17 protein-coding genes and 1 pseudogene are annotated in these 18,020 nt (G+C 48.9%); all 18 read right to left on the bottom strand.

Features of this window, described 5'->3' with window-relative positions; genetic code table 11:
- Positions 1–410 precede the first annotated feature (410 nt).
- Entirely contained in the window at positions 411–1,532 is a 1,122-nt protein-coding gene (locus tag HMPREF1028_RS02255) for a hypothetical protein (protein WP_009311174.1), read from the bottom strand.
- An 88-nt stretch (positions 1,533–1,620) separates the two neighbouring features.
- Entirely contained in the window at positions 1,621–2,562 is a 942-nt protein-coding gene (locus tag HMPREF1028_RS02250) for a DNA adenine methylase (protein ID WP_009311173.1), read from the bottom strand.
- Between the two features lie 44 nt (positions 2,563–2,606).
- A pseudogene (locus HMPREF1028_RS15295) lies at positions 2,607–2,738 on the bottom strand (IS1595 family transposase); the annotation flags it as partial.
- Between the two features lie 7 nt (positions 2,739–2,745).
- A complete protein-coding gene (locus HMPREF1028_RS02245; RefSeq protein ID WP_009311172.1) occupies positions 2,746–3,171 on the bottom strand; it encodes a type II toxin-antitoxin system VapC family toxin in 426 nt (141 codons plus the stop codon).
- A gap of 417 nt (positions 3,172–3,588) precedes the next feature.
- Positions 3,589–4,824, bottom strand: coding sequence for a hypothetical protein (locus HMPREF1028_RS02235; protein ID WP_009311170.1), 1,236 nt, complete (start codon positions 4,822–4,824; stop codon positions 3,589–3,591).
- A gap of 11 nt (positions 4,825–4,835) precedes the next feature.
- Positions 4,836–5,372, bottom strand: a complete 537-nt coding sequence (locus HMPREF1028_RS02230; RefSeq protein ID WP_009311169.1) for a ribbon-helix-helix domain-containing protein — start codon at positions 5,370–5,372, stop codon at positions 4,836–4,838.
- Positions 5,373–5,446: 74 nt separating this feature from the next.
- On the bottom strand, positions 5,447–6,076 hold the full coding sequence (locus HMPREF1028_RS02225) for a hypothetical protein (RefSeq protein WP_009311168.1): 630 nt from the start codon (positions 6,074–6,076) through the stop codon (positions 5,447–5,449).
- Positions 6,077–6,143: 67 nt separating this feature from the next.
- The gene (locus HMPREF1028_RS02220) at positions 6,144–9,149 is read right to left on the bottom strand and encodes an LPD7 domain-containing protein (protein WP_009311167.1); all 3,006 of its coding nucleotides are present in this window, start codon (positions 9,147–9,149) and stop codon (positions 6,144–6,146) included.
- 85 nt (positions 9,150–9,234) lie between these two features.
- Complete coding sequence (locus HMPREF1028_RS02215; protein ID WP_009311166.1) at positions 9,235–11,283, bottom strand: type IV secretory system conjugative DNA transfer family protein; 2,049 nt, start codon at positions 11,281–11,283, stop codon at positions 9,235–9,237.
- A 77-nt stretch (positions 11,284–11,360) separates the two neighbouring features.
- A complete protein-coding gene (locus tag HMPREF1028_RS02210) occupies positions 11,361–11,765 on the bottom strand; it encodes a single-stranded DNA-binding protein (RefSeq protein ID WP_009311165.1) in 405 nt (134 codons plus the stop codon).
- 77 nt (positions 11,766–11,842) lie between these two features.
- Entirely contained in the window at positions 11,843–12,217 is a 375-nt protein-coding gene (locus HMPREF1028_RS02205; protein ID WP_009311164.1) for a hypothetical protein, read from the bottom strand.
- A gap of 3 nt (positions 12,218–12,220) precedes the next feature.
- Positions 12,221–13,000: a hypothetical protein gene (locus HMPREF1028_RS02200; RefSeq protein ID WP_009311163.1), complete on the bottom strand. Its 780-nt coding sequence runs from the start codon at positions 12,998–13,000 to the stop codon at positions 12,221–12,223.
- Positions 13,001–13,181: 181 nt separating this feature from the next.
- Positions 13,182–14,279 (bottom strand): ATPase, T2SS/T4P/T4SS family, encoded by a 1,098-nt coding sequence (locus HMPREF1028_RS02195; RefSeq protein WP_009311162.1) that lies wholly within the window; start codon positions 14,277–14,279, stop codon positions 13,182–13,184.
- 94 nt (positions 14,280–14,373) lie between these two features.
- The gene (virB10, locus tag HMPREF1028_RS02190) at positions 14,374–15,603 is read right to left on the bottom strand and encodes a type IV secretion system protein VirB10 (RefSeq protein ID WP_009311161.1); all 1,230 of its coding nucleotides are present in this window, start codon (positions 15,601–15,603) and stop codon (positions 14,374–14,376) included.
- Positions 15,600–16,439: a TrbG/VirB9 family P-type conjugative transfer protein gene (locus tag HMPREF1028_RS02185; RefSeq protein WP_009311160.1), complete on the bottom strand. Its 840-nt coding sequence runs from the start codon at positions 16,437–16,439 to the stop codon at positions 15,600–15,602. The genes virB10 and HMPREF1028_RS02185 overlap by 4 nt, the downstream gene beginning before the upstream one ends.
- A complete protein-coding gene (locus tag HMPREF1028_RS02180; protein ID WP_009311159.1) occupies positions 16,436–17,176 on the bottom strand; it encodes a type IV secretion system protein in 741 nt (246 codons plus the stop codon). Before HMPREF1028_RS02180 ends, HMPREF1028_RS02185 begins: the two co-directional genes overlap by 4 nt.
- Before the next feature lie 195 nt (positions 17,177–17,371).
- Positions 17,372–17,533 (bottom strand): hypothetical protein, encoded by a 162-nt coding sequence (locus tag HMPREF1028_RS02175; RefSeq protein WP_003759638.1) that lies wholly within the window; start codon positions 17,531–17,533, stop codon positions 17,372–17,374.
- Positions 17,534–17,551: 18 nt separating this feature from the next.
- Entirely contained in the window at positions 17,552–18,013 is a 462-nt protein-coding gene (locus HMPREF1028_RS02170; RefSeq protein ID WP_003759641.1) for a hypothetical protein, read from the bottom strand.
- Positions 18,014–18,020 lie beyond the last annotated feature (7 nt).

Genomic DNA, 18,020 nt, shown 5'->3' with positions numbered 1-18,020 from the left:
CTGTATGGCCGCAGGGCTTTTTTGTTTATCAAAGGCATTGATATGGAATCAACAAGAAAGACAAGAGTTGCCCTTCCTGTAGAGGCAAATGACTGTGAAATGTTTAGGGGCGATATTTTGACTAAGTTGAATAGAGGATTTCAGCAATGGTAGCACATAGGTAAGGGTAGCCAGAAACCCAGCCGAGGTGAAGCTAGATATGATAGTTTGAACTCGGAGTTCTATTGTATCGGTGGCTTTGGCTGATGATCGAACTTGATCAACGTCTGGAAGATCAAAACACACAATCAGCCGGCGGGCAGGAGCCTTATCAGTAATCAGCCGTGTTACGACTCAGTGCACGACTGGCATAAGTATCACTCCACATCCTTAGCGACCCAATTTTACATTCGTGCCTGCCCCATGCTGAATCACTCATCGCTTTCTGCGGCCTGTCGCAGCGCCAGAAACGCCTCTTTAAGGGTCTGGCTGACTGCCGAATCCGGCTCATTCAAGACCAGCGTTTGGTAGGCGTTGAGGTAATCCCCCCGGATACGATGGAACAGGTGCAGGAAATGCCGCAAGAACCCGATGCAATCGAGAATGGCAATCTCGGTTCCATCCGTTTTCTCGTAGAACGTCGCGGCGTACTCGGCCACAAGTGGGTCGATCACATCCGTGGTGACAAAAAGGTAGTTGTGAATCCTGTTCGACGACCTGGCTATCTTGGTTATTGCTGCGTCGATGTCGTCTTGCGTGACACGCTTCATCTTCATTTCGTAGGCGGTGACAACTAAATCCTCGCCCATCAAACATATTTCCACATCACCCAATGAGCCAGTTTGAAGATCGGCGGCATTGTGCGAGTTCAGGGGTAACATGCTTTCAGATAGTCGTGCCCCTGCGGCCTCGTAGGCGGCTGCAACAACCAGCACCGGCAAGCGGCTGGCGTTCTTGCAGGCAAGGTGCTGACCTATTAGTGTAACAATGGCCTCCGATGAAAGAGGCAAAGCTCCTTCGGTACGATTCAAGGCATCCAACAGAGAATCCATACGGGCCAGCTTCTCATCGCGCAGCAGCATCAAAACGCGCACAGTTTCCACAAACAGCACGTCAGCAGGAATGCGCTTCAAGGCCACATCTTCCAGAAGCTCAAGCGTCTTTTTGTAGAGGTCAGGCGGGCTGCCGACAAGTTCCCGATCTGTGGTCAGTGCATGGTTGATATTGCGTAGTGTTGGGGTCAGAAAGGCGGTTGTCGAATTAACAGGCAGTCGGTGTTCGTTGATGAACTTGGTCAGGTAGCGTTCGTCATATGTGCGCCCGGAAAAACTGTCAGTCCCCCCAATCTTGGTATAGGGCTTGCGCGGATCGACGGTCGGCTTGTCCATATGCCCCAACAAACATGACATGAGCAGCCGCACTCCAGCGCGGTTTTTCATGCAGCGGCAGACGTAATCGACACGCTCCCGGATTACCGGGTCAGTTACGACAGAGGTATTCAACGTATCGGCTGCCCGTTGCTGGATGTCTTGTAATATTTCTTCTGGTGTCATCGAAACTCCTTTTGCTTTTGTGGCTGCAACAGCTAGGAAAATGTGCATATCGTCTGGGTGGTATTGATACTCCATGCGCCAGCGGCCCTCATTCTAACAGCTCTTTCTGATTTTTGGGATCGTAGTTCGTCCAAAGGACTTCTGACCGTTTGCCTTTGGTCGAGTGAATCGTCTTGTCAGGGCCTTGGGTCTTGAACCAACGTCCCGGTTTGAATAGCTCGTCCATCAGAGGGTGGTCATACCCAGACACAGCCACCATGCCTTTGCACTCATTGACCGCTTCGGCAAATTCCCGATGTTGACTCTCGTCCATCTCGAAGCCGTAAGCCTTAGTGTCGCCACGTGTAGCATGCAGATAGGGCGGATCGCAATAGAAAAGCGTCTTGGGACTGTCATACAAACGGATTACATCAACGGCGGGGCGGTTTTCGATCTGCACCCGGATAAGTCGCTGAGCGATTTCGTCCAGGGCATCCACTCCACCAAGCCAACGCGAGACAACACCGGACATGCCCGCTCGGCTCGTGTCTTTACAGTTCGCCCAACGGCCAAGAGAAGCAGTCTGAGCAAGCCCGGTGCGGGTCTGGCGGGCCTTGATGTAGAACCGTCGGGCCCGTTCCACGTCACTGATGCCACGTGTGCTGCCATAGATTGCTCGGTAGTATTCCTCGCGGGAAAAGGGTGTCAAGGCAATAGCCCTAATCAGCTCTTCATGACGGTCACGAAGAACCCGAAAGAAGTTCACCACGTCGCCGTCTATGTCGTTGTAAGTCTCAACTGGTGCGGCTTCACGGTTGATTAGAACGGCACCAGACCCCGCGAACGGCTCGCAGTAGTGGTGGCACTTGGGCAACAAGGGCAACAACCAATCGAGATGCGAAAACTTACCGCCATACCAGCCAAAGACAATGCGCCGGCGCTTGCGGCGGCGCATGTAAATGACGTTTGATTGCTCAGGCTGGTCGTCATCATCCAGATAAATCGGGGATACCCCCCGCCTACGCTTTGGGGGTTGAACTGCCTTGGTCATGCTTTGTTTACTCCTGTCGTGGGGACTGAAATTGGGTCCACCTGATTGATGCCGCAAACGGCTGCACATTTGTGCAAAGGATATTTTTTTATCATACAATGAATGTATTTTTCTCAGTCCTCAATATCTTTTTGTGAGCTATATAAAATAGTACCTGTGAGAGAGATTGTTGTTTTATATGGCCTATTTACCACCTAGAAACGGGTTGATAACTTTTAATCCGGCTGCGGTAAACGGAGTCGTATCTCGGGTAGCAACCGTCATATGGTGGTAACGGGCGATGGCCGCAATATAGCCGTCTGCCGCCGCAACAGTGAATCCTGCCGCCCGCGCTGTTGCACGAACTTCGGCGTAAGCAACGGCAGCTTCGATGTCAAAATCCAAAATACGGTCTGAAAATACAGGTAATACTGTTTCTTCCAGTTTTTCCAACAACAGCCGTTTTTTTCCGCCTTCGGGAAGGATGGCGATGCCGAAACGCAGTTCCGCCACGGTAATGCTGGAAAGATATAGTGTTTCCACCGGTTGTCTGTCCAACCAAGCGATGACGGCAGAATCAGGCTTGGGGCGGAGCGGTTCAGAAATGATATTGGTATCCAGCAAAATCATTAGAACCGTACCTCAGTTTGCTCTTGCCGTTCTATGTCCAAATCCACACCTCCTGCTTCTCGACCGATATCGGATAACAGTGAACCAAGACGGACACGTTGTTTGGGGCGTGCAGCTTGATCCAGTATCAGCCGTATTTCGGCTTCCGTACTCCGACCGGCGGCTAAGGCACGTGCTTTAAGGGCTCGATGGGTCTCTTCGGATAGGTTTCTGACTGTAATGGAAGGCATATCCGTTCCTTTCGAGGTTGTTTGAATACTGTCAAATGCTATCATTTTTGTAAATTGATAGCAAGTAAGATGGGTATTTCCTATAAACAAAAAAGCCCGGCCGCAGCACCGTTTCCAGTGCTGCGGCCGGGTTGTCGTTGCCGTACGGATTCTACAAATATGGTTTGTAGTATGTACGGTTTCAAAACTACCGTGTCAACCCGTCATCCTCGTGTTCATGATGCGGGGACGGTTTTTCTGCCGATTGGCTATTGCTGCGTTCCACTGATGTTTCTCCGACAATGGATCGACCAGCTGCCGCAACGGCAATATCCTGCATAAGCTTCGCTTCCGTTTTATGTCCGCTTTCCGACAATTTTCGTGCCAGATTGCTGAATTGCTCGCTTTCATCAAGTTGATGCTTCAGGTTTTGGGTCAGTTTTTCAGCAGTCATGCCATTGTTGACGGCTGCGTCAAACTGTTGCTGCGCCTTAGTATCACGCGGCTGAGCGGCGGTTTCCTTGGCCAACCGGCTGATGATACGTGCTTCGGTCTTATGTCCCATTTTGTACAGCTCTTTGGCTATTTTGCCGTACTCATCTACTATCAGTCCGCGGGTGTGCATTATTTTCTTCCAAGACTGATGCGTCGGTCGTTCGTTGTGTTTGACGGCTTCAATCAGTTCTTCAGCCTGTTGCCGGTAGCGGTTCGGTACTTGGCCGCGAGATTTTATGGCACGAAAGACGCCTTTTTCCGGTTTTTGCGTTATTCCTCGATGCTGTCGCCTAGTGGCGGCGCACTGTACACCTTCTTCCCGGAGTTTTTCGGCAAAGCGAACACGCCATTCGAACAGGTCGTTTTTACGCGGATTGAGCCGATCACCGAACTGATTACGCACCAGTACGCACAGGTGGACGTGTGGATGCGGCGGCTCACCCTCTTTGTCCGACTCGTGATGCAGTGCAAAGGCGTATTTGTGTCCCTCAAATTGCTCGGCAGCAAAGTTTCGGGCGGCATCCAGTACGGCTTGCGGCGGTGTACCTGGCGGCATCGACAGTACGATGTTCAATGCCTCTTTATGCTTGGTGTGTTCGGCAATTCCCAGTCGTTTCCAGTCCTCCACCAAGTCGCGTACTTCCCGTTTACCGTTTAAGCGGTCGCCGTCATTGGTTTCAACCTGTATCTTGCCGTTGCGTGATACATAGTCCAAATGGCCGCGTACTCCGGCAATCCCTTTTGAATTACTACTGAGGCGGCGAGGTATTTTTACCATTACTTCGGGGTGCTTGAGAGCGGCGGCCTTAAGGTTGGTTAGGCCACTGCCAGATTTCAACGGTTTTGACGAGCGGCGGCCGTTACCCAAATACAAGCCGCTCCGGTCTTTGGATTTGACGGCACGGGTTTTATAACCTAAAAACCAGTCGTCTATGGGATTGGTCGCCATAGTCTGCCTCCTTATTTTTTACGCCTTCGCTGGGTATGTAGTACCCGCCCGACGCGCTCGGTGTGGTTGTTGATGATTTCGCGCAGTTCGGCGATGTATTGTGATGTCAGAGAGACAGGTTCACCCGCATTGAGTTTGTGGGCAATTTGGTTAAGATTTCGCCCGATACTCAAAAGTTGGTAATTTGAATGGTGTAATTCGTCCAGTTCGACGGCGGAAAGGATGGGATGGCGGCTGATATGTGTCTGTATGATGTCGCGTATTGCATCGTTGATCGTGCCGCCACGCCGTTTAGCAGCCTCTTCCAAATACGCACGGTCTTTTTCCGGTAGTCGGACGGTAATGCGCTTGTTGCTTTTGGGCGGCGGCAGTGAAACTGGTTCAGGTTCTGCGGCTTGTTCTAATAAAGATTGTGCTGTTTTCTTAAGCAGTAGAGAAATACTATCTTTGCCGTATCGCATGACAGCCAACGCGCGCAATGATGACTGTTCACTTTCGGATAGACCGAACACCCTGATCGGGCTGCTTTTGCCATTTTCATTATTCATACGATTACTCAAAAATAAGGCCGTCTGATGTTCAGACGGCCTTAAAGGGTGAAATTCAATAGAAAAAAGGAGAATCACCGTATCGGATCAAAACCAAGACTATCCGATAACTTGTCCTGCTCCTTGGCAGTTTCAATAATTTGCGACTCGTAAAAATTAGCCCGCGCCTTTACTTGCATATCGGGCGGCATGTCGTGTATTGCTTTTTCCATCAGATACTCTTTAAATTGCCGCTTCTGCCTCTCGGGTTGCGTCAAAAAAGTATCCTGCATCAGGTAACGATGTTTGGCGGCGTGTAGCCGTTCTTCAGGAGATAACGGTACCACGTCCCGGATAGTGGGCACTTCCTTAACGCCTGTTTTTTCCAATGCCCCCTCCTGTGCACTGTACAGATGCTCTTTCTCTGCCTTGTGCAGTGTACGGATATGGTTGTAGGTATCTCGGAATTTCTCAAACTGTTCTTTCGGTAGTTCGTTGAGGTAGGCGTAACCGAACTCCTGTTCGTCCGTGTGCCAAATAATTCTTGCTTTATCCACGCCATTGACAAAAAAGCGGTTTGGGAATTCCCTCCATTGGGTAATTTCGCCAGACTCAATCATCGGTTTCAAAAACTCGGGAATGTCGGCATTACTCACACGCTCGATGTTGTCTTGAGATTTCACAATTTCCCTTCTGCTGCCCGGTTGTTGAAGTTCATCTGCCATCGTTTTACTCCGAAAAAAAAACGGTCTGAAACAATGCTGTTTCAGACCGTATGGTTGAAAGACAAACTTAACGACTCTGTTCCATTTCCTGCTCTTTCTCATGCTGCCGATCCCGGTCGTTCTGTTGCCGTACCGAATGCTGCGGGCTTGGTATCTGAACCGGTTTGGGTAAATCCAGCTTCGACCCCTTCATTTTCTCGGCGGTATGTTCGTAATAGTTGGCCAAGGCCAGTTTTCGAGCATCTCCTTTCACCCCCCGAATTGCATCCATAACGTTGCGTTCGTGGAATTGCAGGTGGGATTTGTTGGCTTTGGACAGCTTTCCAGCCTTGGTCATATAGACGGCTTTGGACGATTGCAGCCGGGTATCCAGCGCGTCAGATTTCATCTTGGCCGCGCGTACCGCTACTTCGGCAGGTATTTCACCCTGGCCTATCCCCTGTAACGGCACGCCTGCTTGGGTATCGGCGGCATAGGAAGTATTGATGGTGGCATCGGAAGGTGTTTTGCTCCGCGCCAGCATTTCGTCTGCCTTGGACAGGGTGGCGGTGTCAGGTTGCGGGACAGAGGTTTCTTTCTGTTTTTCCTGTTCGCGTACGATTTCCATGTCAAACATGTTGCGGTATGCAGCCTTTGTTTCCATACCGGTAACTTTGCCGTCTTTGTCGTAAATCGGTACTTCCACCTCTACCGGCTGCCTGCCTAACGAATGAAGCCGGATACGGTCACCAACTTCCGCGCCGCTGCGTTCCATTGCGTCGGGAATGTCCACGCCCCATACCGTGCGCTCTTTGCCGTCCCGTTCCAGTACGATATACGGGCTTTCCTTATTTTGGGAGTTATGAAGATAGGGGGCACTGCCTACGGTAACGATACGCTCGCCTTCGGCAGGTACGGATGACTGTTCGCGGGTTGGCACTGCCTTTTCAGACGACCTATCAGGATTTTTGTTATGGTGAGTGGATGGAGAATTGCTTTCACCGGTTTTAACCGGTTCGCGCGTGTGCCGTTCTTCCACGCCGTTCAATGCCCGTTCCTCACGCAGGTGGTCGAGATAAGCCAAATCTTCTTTGGTCGGACGGTAGCCGGCGGTACGGATTCCCCGGCTTTCTGCTGCAAGAAACATCGCACGCTTAAATTCTTTGCTGCCCGTCAGTTTGATGTTGTCCCAGCCTTTTTCTTTGACTACTTCCAACATATCATTGACGGTTTGCGCATCAGAACGAGCCGTGCTCAATTTGTTGCCTTTGTCGGTAAACATTACGGTCGTGCCGTTTTCGGCAGACATATATTTACCGTCTGAAACGATATAACGGTGGGCAATACTGTCCGGCGGGATATTGTAGTTCAGATCGAGAACGGCTTTTCTACCCTCATTTTGCAAAGCCCGCAGCGGTTCGGTATCCGATTCCCGTTGTGGAGGTGGCTCGGCTCTATCTTGAGCTGGGACGGGACGGTTGCCGGGCTGCGGTGACTGCCAACCTTGTTCAGTCTTGGTAAACATGACCGTCCGCCCACTTTCGGTAATACCGTAATAAAAATTGATGTCTCCCGCAGCATCCAAGTCTTTCTGTATGGCTTCGGGTGAGGTGCGGACATAACGTATATCCGTTCTGGCATCATCGAGTTGATACTTGGCAAAGTCGGATTCATAAAAATATTTTGCCTTGCCGTGCTCATCTGTTTCCAACGGTGGAGCGTCGCCGAAATGACTGCCGGTACGGCCGATGCCGTACGGATGATCGGGATCAATCGGCTGATAAGGTTCGGTTGTCCGCTCACGTCGTTTTTCCGCGTATTCGATGCCGTTGACTTCTGCCTGACTTGAGGTTACAGCTTGCAATGTTTCGGTTTGCTGAATCATCTCTTCTTCCTTCTGTTTGCCGGACTGTTCGGATGCAGGGCTTTCAGACGACCTGTCCGAGGATTCTGCCGTATGACCACGATCCGCTGCTTGCTGCCGTGCCTGCCATTCAGCAATCTCGTCGGCAATCGCCTGCTCCATATCTGTATCAAGCTGTATGCGATGCTCGGACGCGGGAGCGGCCAGATTCCGACCTTCTGTCAAAGCCTTTCTGACGGCTTCGATGCCCGCCAACTGGTGCAGGTCGTTGTAGTCGCTCGGCAGTTTCGGTCTGCCTTGTTTATCCATTCCCGCCGTCTGTTGAAACTTCTGAATCTGCTGCATACTGAATTCCGGTTCGATGGCCACGGCACGATCGCCGAAAAAGGCCGCCGCCTGCCGGGCAGAATGCAAACCTTTTCCCGACGCATCGTTATCGACCGCAATCGTTACTTTGGTGTCGGATGGTAGATTTCGCGCCAGTGTTTCGGACACCTTGACCATATTGTCAGCATCGAAAGCTACGATAACAGGCTGTCCAGTAGCTTGATGGATACTGGCGGCGGTGGCGAAACCTTCAGCGATTACCACGCCGTTTGAAATTTTGGACGCATCGCCAATCACCGTATAACCGCCGTCTTTTCGACCGTCTTTCAAAAAGCGTTTGTCACCGGTGGGATCAATAGATTGCAGGTTGTATAGTTGGCCGTCGTAGAAAACAGGGATTTGCAGTCTCAGGCTGTCGTTGTATTCGTTTTGGCGGATACCTGAAACTACGGCGGGATCGGTTATGCCTTTGGCAGTAAGGTAGGGGTGTGCCAATGTGGCGGGCACACTCTGCGCCCATATTCTTTGCGCAGTCCCCTTCACACGTTCGTAGCCTTCTTGCCGCAACCGCTCTGCTTCAAGCCGTTTTGCTTCGGATTCCGCCTGCCGCCGGGCTTTTTCGGCATCAGAAAGCGGAACATAGGGTTTTTCAGGCCGCCAGCCGTTCTGCCGGGCATGATAAAACAATGTACCGATACTGATATGTCCAGCTTTGAACGACTTCCAGGCCGCTTTTGCGTCGCGGGTGTTGTAATTGCCGCTTGTCTGAGACCATTCATCCCACAGGTGGAAACCGTCTTCACCCATTTCGTCTTTGACGGCTGCCCCCATACGTATCCACATATCTCGGTCGTCCGCTCCGATATGATTTAAGGCTGCCCGAATTTCGTCATAATCTGCCATTTCTTACTCCTTGATGAAAAAACAAAGACCACTATGAAATAGCGGTCTTACGGTTTCGTTTGCTTTCACATACACCCCTCAAAAATCAGGTGGCCCCTTCCAAATCTTCCGGATTGATTTCGATGCCGGATGAGGTTTTTAAAATCTCGGCAATAACCGACAGGCTGCCTTCGCCCCAGTTGCGGGCAATCACCGGAACTATCTGCGCGACAAATTCCGGTGGGCTGCCGGCCGGAATAATCGCTTCCAGTACCGAACGAGCCAGTTCTTCAGCGTTAACCGCGTCTCGCCAGTTGAAACTTTCCATCTCCTCCGGCGAAACATATGCAGGTTTAGAAACCTCAGCCGGTTTCTTTGCCTCAAGATGTACATTCAACTCGGGAACATGTGGGATAGGCAGGAAAGCGCGATCTTTGAGGGCAGGGTCTTCATCATAGATAATCTTTTCTGCATAGATAGCAGACATCCCTGCCATACTGATGATGCAGTCGGAATTCGGCATTACCTTGAGCTCGTCGGGATTCATAACCGCACGTTTCTGATCGCTGATACTCACTCCGCTACTGCTGCTTTTACCTCGGGAACGGGACGTTCCTTTCGCCTTATAGGTATAAAAGCCGATCAACTTACTCAATTCTTCTGCATCGTTTTGTTCGCGAGGGGCAAAAATCATACGGACGGCAAAATTGGAGAAGAACGTCTGCCGTGCCGTACTGCCATATACTTCTTCCACCTGCGAAGGAGTTTGAAAGACGAGAATAGGACGGATACCGTAACCGGCCAGATAGCCCACCCCTTTTTCGATGGCAGGGATATTGCCCAGCGCAGTAAATTCGTCTAATAGCAACAGACACTGGTATTTCAATTTGGGGTTGTCAGACGGCAGACCCTGCTGGACATTGACATCGCATAACTGGCTGAAAAACAGTTTCAACAGCGTGCTATAAATTTTCAGCTCGTTGGGAGCAACACCCAAATAGATGGTTGTCGGTTCCATGCGCAGTCTATCTAAGCGGAAATCGTCGCCACTTGTAGCAGCCTCTACCGCAGGATCAAGAAAGATTGACAAAGGTGCATTCATTGTTGATAAGACGCTTGCCGCCTCTTTGTCTGCTTTTTGGAGAAAATCCCTCAGTAAGAATACGCAGTTTCTACTAAGACTTGCCGTAGAAGAAATAGCACGCAATTCCAGTTCGTCATTTATCCATTCCTTCAAAGTCTTACCGTTGGCGGGGGAGGTAAGTCGGAAAAGATTGGTCATTGTTGTCATATTTTGCATTAGATTGAGATCACGTTCCTTCTCTGTTTCAATCAAATACAGCAACAGTCCTGTGAACAATTTCTGTGCAGCTTCTTGCCAAAAATTCGAGCCGTCCTTATCGTCATTTTTAAGCGGATAAAAAATCGCCGCCACGGACAGCGCATCCTTATAGGTATAGACAGGATCGCGGCGTACATAAGTCAGCGGATTCCAACGATGACTGATCAACGGCGCGTCAGGCTCTTCGGTGTGGTAAGGCATCGTTCCTGACGGATTGAAGAAAAATACCTTCTGCCCGTGTTTGGCGCGGAATCCGGCGGTAATTAGAAAGTTTTCCTTCTTTATGTCGTTGACCACCATACTGTGTCGGTAGTGCAGGCAATTGGGTATAACAAAACCTATACCTTTACCGCTTCGGGTACGGGCAGCCAAGTAGAGAAAGCCATCGTTTGACCAACGCAGATATTTCCCTTTGTATTTGCCCAAAATCAGATCCGGCACATCTTTTCCCTTTTTGCGTTTCTTTGCTGACGGGTTGTCCAACAACCCTGATTTCCTGATTTCGCGCTCGCTCGCAAACCTTGATGAACCATGCAACTCCTTTCTTTTTCCCCTCAGAACTGAGACCAGTAACATAATCAGTCCGACAACAGGGATAGCGGCAGCAACTGCCGTTGAAACCTTCAGCGGAAAAACCATGCCTTGCGGTAACCGGTCGAAATGCTGCCAATAGGCATAAAGCAAAGATAACGACGGTGTAGTTTTAAGTCCCAGCCATTTCGTATAAACCACCGCTCCTAGATACAGACCGACACATATGGTAGTAATAGCTAGTAGCAGGGATAGCAGAATGTCGGTTACGGGTTTTCTCATTACAAATACTCCAAAATAAAGCCCGCCAAAAGGCGGGCATAGAAAACTCAGTATGTGGCAGGTGGTTGTGCCAGTCGTTATTTCTGAACCGGCTGTCCGACGGAAGTTTTCATCATGTCGTGAATACCGCCGGAAACCTTTTCACGAGGGCTGGTTCGTATAATCTGCATTTCTTTGCCAATTACTTCGAACACGGTTTTTGCAGAACCATCTCGCCCCTGAACCTGCCGAGACTGTACTTCCCCCCATACCTGCAGGCAGTCACCTTTTTCCATCAGTCTGCATACGGTTTCTGCCTGTCCTCCGTACAATATGACGGAAAACCATTCGGTGCGCTCTTTCTGTTCGCGCGTCTCACGGTCGTTCCACGTTTTTTGTACGGCTACCGACACGTTCGTAACCGCCCGACCGTCGGGCATATACCGTAATTCTGGATTACGCCCTAGGTTGCCCATAATTTCGATTTTGTTGACATACGGCATTTACAATCCTTTTTTCAAAATTGTTGGATATAAAAAAACCGTCCTAAACTTCGGACGGCTTTAAGTTTTGCATGATATTACGGAGATTGTGTCTTTTCCTGTTGTCCGATTTGGGCAATGGTCTGCAATGCCAGTCTCAAATCCAATTTGACATCTTCGGGGGAAACATATGTTGTAAGGATGTAGTCTGCCTCGTTTCTGGCATTTCTCAGTTTTTCCATTTGTCTGCCGATGAGTTTCAAGTTTTTGCTGTCGCAAGATTTGAAAAAATCAATAAGCTGCTTGTGCATGGATTTCCCTGTTTCATAGGTAAATCCCAAGTGAGAGCGCGCAAAAATCAGACCGGTATGATAGACACTGTAATAAATACGGCTGACGGCATTCCGGTTACCTATTTCAGATTCTCCAATCATTAATCTGCCACTGGTCATGAAATCCTTAGGCTCAATCATATCTCAACTACCTATTCCGTAACTGCGGTTATAAGGGCGGCAGGAGATGCTGAAATTAATTAAGTTTGCATCTGCCGACTCTTCCATATCGATCAATAACCGTGACAACATTTCATCCGCTTCTGCCATACGGTCAATATCACTGCCAAAGCACAGCATTTTCAATTCGATAAATATGTCTGATTCAATCGAATAACCGAAAGAATAGGTAGGTATCTGAAACCCTATCTCTTTAAGCCGTTTTTTCGCAGCCAGAATCGCAGAGACCAAGACGATTTCATCAATTTCTGTATTTTTCAAAAGCAGGTGCAACCGCTCCAACTCGTCCTGTTGGTTTGTTTCGAGGGAATTCATCTTGTTTAGACGCTCGATAATCTGTCCCGGTCGCTCAATAAAACCATATAACATTCCAAGATGGGCCAACGGCTTTAAAAATAAAGGATCATCTGTTTTTTCGGAAGCAGCAAACATTTGTTTCAAATATCCGGTTGCCTCTTCAAAGTATCCCATCCTGTTTAAACCGTTCAATCTGAAAAAATTGGCCATAGCCGGAATGTCCGATGCGGATATGACATCAAAGCGTTTTTCGAAATCGTCCTTACGGTTATTGATTGCATCCAGCATACCCAATATCAGATAACCGTAAGGTGCGTCCGGAGTGCCAAACAAAGATTTTGCATCCCGTTCCACTCCGGAAAGCAGCAGCGGGCGCGGATTTTCTTGTTCCAGTGCTTGTTTAAGCCTTTGAAACGCACTTAGTGCGACAGTTGCGGCAACAGCCATTTCAAACCTCTCTTAAATGTCCGACAATTTTATAGGATTCTCCATCTATAGGCAAAATTGCATATACGATGATATTTGATGATGTCAGTCCCCAAGTCCCTCATCATCTATGTAAACAGACATATCCAACTCTTTTCACAAGATAAAAAGGTCGTCTGAAAATTTTTCAGACGACCTTGTATTACTGTAAACGCCCTTGCATAGCGTAGTATTTTTCGACTGGGTCGAAGTAGAGTTCAGTCATGCGGGTTTTTTCAAAGTAACAGATCACGTCAATAGTGGAACGGACGGTGTTAAGAATATAACCGGGCTCCATAGTTTGGCCGGTAGCTGATTCTTTGGCCAACTGCATGATGCGGTAGTGAACATCACGGGCACTGTTTGCATGAACGGAAGTCAGTCCTCCCGGGTGTCCGGTATTAAGAGCGGCTAGATAGTCCCAAGCCTCATCTCCCCTTAATTCTGTCAAAAAAATCCGTCCCGGTTTAAGCCGCATACATGCCGCAATAATCATTTTGGCTGTGATGTGCCCACTGTAAAACAAATGTGCATGGTTAGGGTGTAAAGGTAGATCGAGTTCGTGAGTGTCTTCAATAGTAACCAGCCGTTCATGAGCGGGAATCATGTCGGCCAGTGTTTTGGTAAACGTAGTCTTTCCCGACCCCGTACCGCCTACCATGCAAATATTCAACCGCTGTGCTATCGCAATTCTGAAAAATTCATTCAGTTCGCCGTTGGCTTTATGTTCCAACATTTTGTACTGCCAGTCGGTCAATTTGACGTCAGGCGGTAACTTCATCCTGTCGGATATGTCACGAACCCAGCGGCTCTCTATTTCGATTTCCGACTCTGTACGACGTTCTGCCACGCCGTGCCCCGATACGTCGTTAAAACCATTCAGACGACCTGTATCGAGATAGTCCGACATTGTGAAACGGCTGTTCGAAGGTTTGCGGAAAGCAAAAACAACCGTTCCGTTTTCGCAACTGGGGGACATCATGATGTGGCCGCGCTCACCGTCGGGTAGCGTTACCGAATGAATGGGGGATTCGTATGAGATATGCTTTTTATTGTAAGTACATAGCGTATTTGCCAGTTTTTCCAATACGGGCAGGGGTAAATCAGGTCGTTCAATACGGCGGCAGCCGTCGGCATCTTCAAGAAACACTTCCCCAGGTCGGTTTATGAATACTTCGGTTACTCCAGGGGTATTGAGATATTCCGTCAGCTTCAACTTGTCCAGTAGATTGCGTGACGAAACAGAATTATCGTGAACCATTACATATTCCTTTGTTATTAACGGCTTGTTCTATAACTGCCAGTCCAGTGGCAGTTATAGAACAAGCCGCTCCTTTTAAGTGAGCGGCTTCGGGTCAATATCGGTTGGAGACGGTTACGTTTTCATATACCCCTGAAAAATCTACATCACGGGCAACAAAGACCATGATTTCCGTGCCTTGATTGACGTATCCGGTTGGTGGAATGTTGATGCTGTTCTTCAGGGCTTCGGTAGCCATTTCCTGTGCAGCATCGCTCGTATTTTCATACGAAATGTGGTTGTTATTACCCGACGTGCGGTTCTGTCCGTTACTGAATCCGTTGCCTATGTCGCCAATCATGCTGATCATGATGGCACCGCCGAACCGCTGCCAAAAGTGATAATTCACTTTGGCAGGATGCCCTGATGCGCCGAGCGAATCGCCGCCGGGACTGTCCAGGGCCACACGGATGCCTTCCGGTGTCTCCAATGTATTCCACAAAACAAAAACTCGGGCCTGACCATGTGTTAGCGCGGAAGTCTGTTCGCCGATAATGGTAGAACCACGCTCAACCAGCAGCGTCTTGCCGTTGGCCGAATAGACGTCACGTGCCACTTGGCAACGGGCTAAACCGGGATGGGTTGTGACAATCTTTGTGGTAGTGACACAGGGAATACCCGTACCGCGATTCAACACATAGGTTAAGTCGCCGCGATTCTCAGCAACGGTAGGCTTATAATTTCCAGGGCTCAGTCTTGCGGTTAGCGGGTTGCCCGAAGAGATTGACGAACCTACATCCGTTTCTCCGACAACCGTACTATCAGGGCGTATGTTAGTAAGTGTCGCTGCCGCAGCGCCTGAAACTGTTCCTCCATCCATGCCTTGAGGGGATAGGTCCACATCAAAACGCTCGTCAGGCGGAATTTCTGTTGTAACGCCCGTTTCAGGGCCCTTTTCAGGGTCCGTTTCCGTAAGCTGTGGATTTGATGCAGGTCTTGCTTCACTCGCCGCGGCAGGCTCGGATGCTGCGGCTGGCGGAGTATCGGGAGCCATTTCTAAAATTTCATCTTGCTCTGCTTTAAAATTTTTACTGTCTGCCTTACCGTCAACCACTTCCTCTTCCGTTTTTTTCTCTACTTCGTCGGAACCTCCGGAATAATTGAACAGAGCGGCTGCGGAAACTCCGGCAACAGCCAATGCAGCAAACAGGAACATCATGTTTTTCATGGTGCTCCTGCTTTTAACATTCAGGTCGGTAGGAATGCCGCGTTCAATACTGTTGTCACCGATACGTTCTTGCAGGCTCGGTTGTTCATCATCGGGTCTGATTTCGTTTTGTTTCATTTTTTATCCTTTTTCATACGGACGGTTCGGCTTTGAGTACTGCCGGTCAGATTGAACTTACCTTGCGGGTTGTAACTGCGGTTCTCTATACCGAGAACTGCGTTATTCAGCCGCAAAACAAATTTTTCTGCCGTTTCATGGACAATTAACGTATCGCCTTCAACATGACTGTTTACGGCAGCTTCAGATCCATCGGCATTTACCCTGAATACGGCCGGCAAATCTTTAGCATTGTCATAACGGAAGTAGGTAAAACGGCCGTCGTCGTAAATTTCGGTCGGTGCCAATGATTTTTTGCCGCGCCCCCAATAATTCCGGTTATAGTCGCCACCGCTAGGATTACGTGCTTCGTTTGCACGTAAAACGGCAGCAGCTTCAAGCTGTTTCGACATTTCAGCCCGTTGCCGTTTGCGGACATCGTTCGGATAGAGAAATTCCAATACAAACGTAGGCGGATGATTTTGATCTGCCATTTTTAAATCAAGCGAATAGCGGCGTTTTTTGTTGGATACCATCAATAAGTTGGTGGACGGTTGGGGTTTGGTTGGTTTGAAAAAAATGTTGTTTCCGCGAACCTTCACCCCCCAGGCCTTACCATATCCCGTTACCAAACCTTCATTCACGGGATTGGCGACATCAACCGTTTCTCCTTCCTCCAACTGAACCAAAGTTGCATATCCGACTTTTGCCCTTACAACCACAACATCATAGGGATTATGGTTGATACTTTGAATCCTTTTGTCATATGGTGAGCGGTTGGGATTGACTGCGGCAAAGGCCGTCTGAAAAGACAAACCGGCCATAAGGCCGGTTATCAGCAAGGTTTTTTTCATCATTGCGCAACCTCTTCGGTAACGTTGTAACTTAACACTTGAAAGCCCAGGGGGTTAATATCTCGAACCGACTCGGTCATTGGAGTTGTCTTAAACTCAAAGGCAATAGTGGCAATCATTTTTTGCGGCGGTGCCGGTTTGATTTCGGAATTGCCCACAGGAACCAACCGTTTTTCAAATCGTACCTGCGCCATATCGCCTACAAACGAGATATTGGTCACCTTTACAAGCACTTCGGCATTTTGTTTCAAAACCTTATGTGGTGCAGTTGGACTTTCGTAAAAAGCTCGGTATTTGGCTTGAACTTCGGGAGAATTGAAGAGTTTTGTCGTATCATAGGTCGCCTGAACCGTATTCCAGTTATAACCTTCGCGGAACATGACATATTGGCGCAGCCAGTGCCGGTTAATCACTTCATCGTAAGTCATCTGTTTGTTTTTAATAGTAGTTACGATATTGGTCTCTCCCGTGGTCTTATCTACTTCGATAACAAAGGGAAAGGCCTCTTTTAAGGGCGTAAGACTGGTAACGGCAACAACAGACAAACCTGCAATAACTAGTCCGCCAATGCCGACGCGCTTCCAAGTGCTTGCATTTTGCTGTGCGATATCCACCAAGGTTTTTTCAAATCCCAGTGCCATCCGGATCATTTGATCTACTTCTTTGCCGATGCGTTTTTTTTGCTCTTTCTGGAACTGTTCTTCATTCTGCGGTTGTTTGGTTTTTTTACGGAAAAACATTATCGTGCTCCGGTATGTTGCTGAACGTTAATCGGAAATGCCTGCCCATAAGGTTGTTTGGGTGCTGAGGAGCAGGCGGCCAGAACGGCGGCAAGTGCAGCCAATAAAATCACTTTCATATCAGTTTCCTTTTTTAAAAGTACAAAAAAGCCCGCACAGTGGATACTGTCGGGCTTTTAACGCTCAGGTATAAAATCAGTTGTCGTACCAATCTCTGCGGTCGGAACTGACCATTCCTACCAATGCGATAGGGAACACCAAAGCCATCATAATGGCAGGACCGATGTTGTTATGACGGTTCAAATAGGCAATAAATACCAAACCGAACAAGATACCGACTCCTAGCAACATTTTCATAACGGAATTTCCTTCCCTTTATTTGATGTTATCAAAGGCATAGTCATTAACAAACGCGCTCCAGTCGCGGCCGTTATGCAGGTTTTTGACCGTAACGCTTCTTCCATATCTGTCGAGCAGGTAGATGGTATAACTATGAGAAGCCCAGCCGAAAATACTTTGTCGGTACTGCGCCTGATCGAAGTTTTCCCAGCGAATGCCGCGAATACCTTCAGACCATGGAAACAGACCGCTGTAATACCATACACCGGTCTCATCCATATAGGCACGGCAACAGGAGAGTCGGAACAGTATCCAACCGAACCCGACCAGATACAGCAGTGTCAGACCGTACAATACCGTTTGTGCCGCACTTTTACCCAATGCCAATCCGAGTATCCCTGAAATAACGGCAAAGGTGGAAGACACAACAAACAGATAGAGCAGGATGCCTATAACAAAATACTGGATATACGCTACCCAAGACAGGCGTGCAGTCATGTTCGAC

It is taken from the genome of Neisseria sp. GT4A_CT1, from assembly GCF_000227275.1.
Taxonomy (GTDB): domain Bacteria; phylum Pseudomonadota; class Gammaproteobacteria; order Burkholderiales; family Neisseriaceae; genus Neisseria.
Note: the sequence above shows the minus strand (reverse complement) of the source record. Positions and strands in the feature narration are given on the sequence as shown.

Coding starts and splice junctions, on each gene's coding strand:
- HMPREF1028_RS02230 (WP_009311169.1), bottom strand. CDS start 5,372: ATGAATAATGAAAATGGCAAAAGCAGCCCGATCAGGGTGTTCGGTCTA.
- HMPREF1028_RS02185 (WP_009311160.1), bottom strand. CDS start 16,439: ATGATGAAAAAAACCTTGCTGATAACCGGCCTTATGGCCGGTTTGTCT.
- HMPREF1028_RS02205 (WP_009311164.1), bottom strand. CDS start 12,217: ATGATTGAGCCTAAGGATTTCATGACCAGTGGCAGATTAATGATTGGA.
- HMPREF1028_RS02220 (WP_009311167.1), bottom strand. CDS start 9,149: ATGGCAGATTATGACGAAATTCGGGCAGCCTTAAATCATATCGGAGCG.
- HMPREF1028_RS02175 (WP_003759638.1), bottom strand. CDS start 17,533: ATGAAAATGTTGCTAGGAGTCGGTATCTTGTTCGGTTTGGTATTTATT.
- HMPREF1028_RS02235 (WP_009311170.1), bottom strand. CDS start 4,824: ATGGCGACCAATCCCATAGACGACTGGTTTTTAGGTTATAAAACCCGT.
- HMPREF1028_RS02245 (WP_009311172.1), bottom strand. CDS start 3,171: ATGATTTTGCTGGATACCAATATCATTTCTGAACCGCTCCGCCCCAAG.
- virB10 (WP_009311161.1), bottom strand. CDS start 15,603: ATGAAACAAAACGAAATCAGACCCGATGATGAACAACCGAGCCTGCAA.
- HMPREF1028_RS02200 (WP_009311163.1), bottom strand. CDS start 13,000: ATGGCTGTTGCCGCAACTGTCGCACTAAGTGCGTTTCAAAGGCTTAAA.
- HMPREF1028_RS02225 (WP_009311168.1), bottom strand. CDS start 6,076: ATGGCAGATGAACTTCAACAACCGGGCAGCAGAAGGGAAATTGTGAAA.
- HMPREF1028_RS02250 (WP_009311173.1), bottom strand. CDS start 2,562: ATGACCAAGGCAGTTCAACCCCCAAAGCGTAGGCGGGGGGTATCCCCG.
- HMPREF1028_RS02170 (WP_003759641.1), bottom strand. CDS start 18,013: ATGACTGCACGCCTGTCTTGGGTAGCGTATATCCAGTATTTTGTTATA.
- HMPREF1028_RS02215 (WP_009311166.1), bottom strand. CDS start 11,283: ATGAGAAAACCCGTAACCGACATTCTGCTATCCCTGCTACTAGCTATT.
- HMPREF1028_RS02195 (WP_009311162.1), bottom strand. CDS start 14,279: ATGGTTCACGATAATTCTGTTTCGTCACGCAATCTACTGGACAAGTTG.
- HMPREF1028_RS02210 (WP_009311165.1), bottom strand. CDS start 11,765: ATGCCGTATGTCAACAAAATCGAAATTATGGGCAACCTAGGGCGTAAT.
- HMPREF1028_RS02255 (WP_009311174.1), bottom strand. CDS start 1,532: ATGACACCAGAAGAAATATTACAAGACATCCAGCAACGGGCAGCCGAT.
- HMPREF1028_RS02180 (WP_009311159.1), bottom strand. CDS start 17,176: ATGTTTTTCCGTAAAAAAACCAAACAACCGCAGAATGAAGAACAGTTC.